This is a genomic window from Oceanobacter antarcticus (genome assembly GCF_044962685.1).
In the GTDB taxonomy this organism is placed as follows: domain Bacteria; phylum Pseudomonadota; class Gammaproteobacteria; order Pseudomonadales; family Oceanobacteraceae; genus Oceanobacter; species Oceanobacter antarcticus.
Genome location: NZ_JBBKTX010000063.1, coordinates 1 through 539 on the forward strand (window position 1 = coordinate 1; position 539 = coordinate 539).

Annotated in this window: 1 protein-coding gene; it reads right to left on the reverse strand. The window is 52.3% G+C overall.

The annotated features are described in order from the left end of the window. Nucleotides 1-200: 200 nt before the first annotated feature. Nucleotides 201-380, reverse strand: a complete 180-nt coding sequence (locus tag WG929_RS20900) for a hypothetical protein (protein WP_416207614.1) — start codon at nt 378-380, stop codon at nt 201-203. Between the last annotated feature and the right edge of the window lie 159 nt (nt 381-539).

The window sequence follows — 539 nt, forward strand, 5'->3', positions numbered from 1 at the left end:
AGTGATGTCGAGCACTTTGACTGGTCGTCCCATGGTTTGCCTCTGCCTGAAAATGCACTCCTCAAAGTAGACTATAACCACTCATATAAATTCTATTTATTTTTGTTAAGGGACACTAGTTATTCAGGACATACCGTTGGGGAAATCGCCCAGCGGTTCAGTTAATTTGCCACGTACCGGTTTCAACACTTCTGCGCAGATCAATAACTGCTCCAGCGCATAGCGGGTACGCTGACTGAGGCATCAGCGTCTTTGCCGTCTTCCCACAAATCGGCCACACTACGCAGGATCAGGTGCTCCGGCGTATACACCAGACGGGCACTTTGTGACTCTGGGCGATGTGACGCAGAAACAATGGCAGTACGAAGCGTGTCAGTCATGGCATTGCCCCTAGGGGACATCTATTTAATCCTGCACTGCTCTGCGCGAGTGTTGCCGTTGTTCAGGGCAAGGCGACGAATGCAGCGAAATGACGAGTCCTTTTCAAATTCGTCAACACCGCACTGGACGGCGGCAACCCGCGCCCTTCGGGGGCTGCC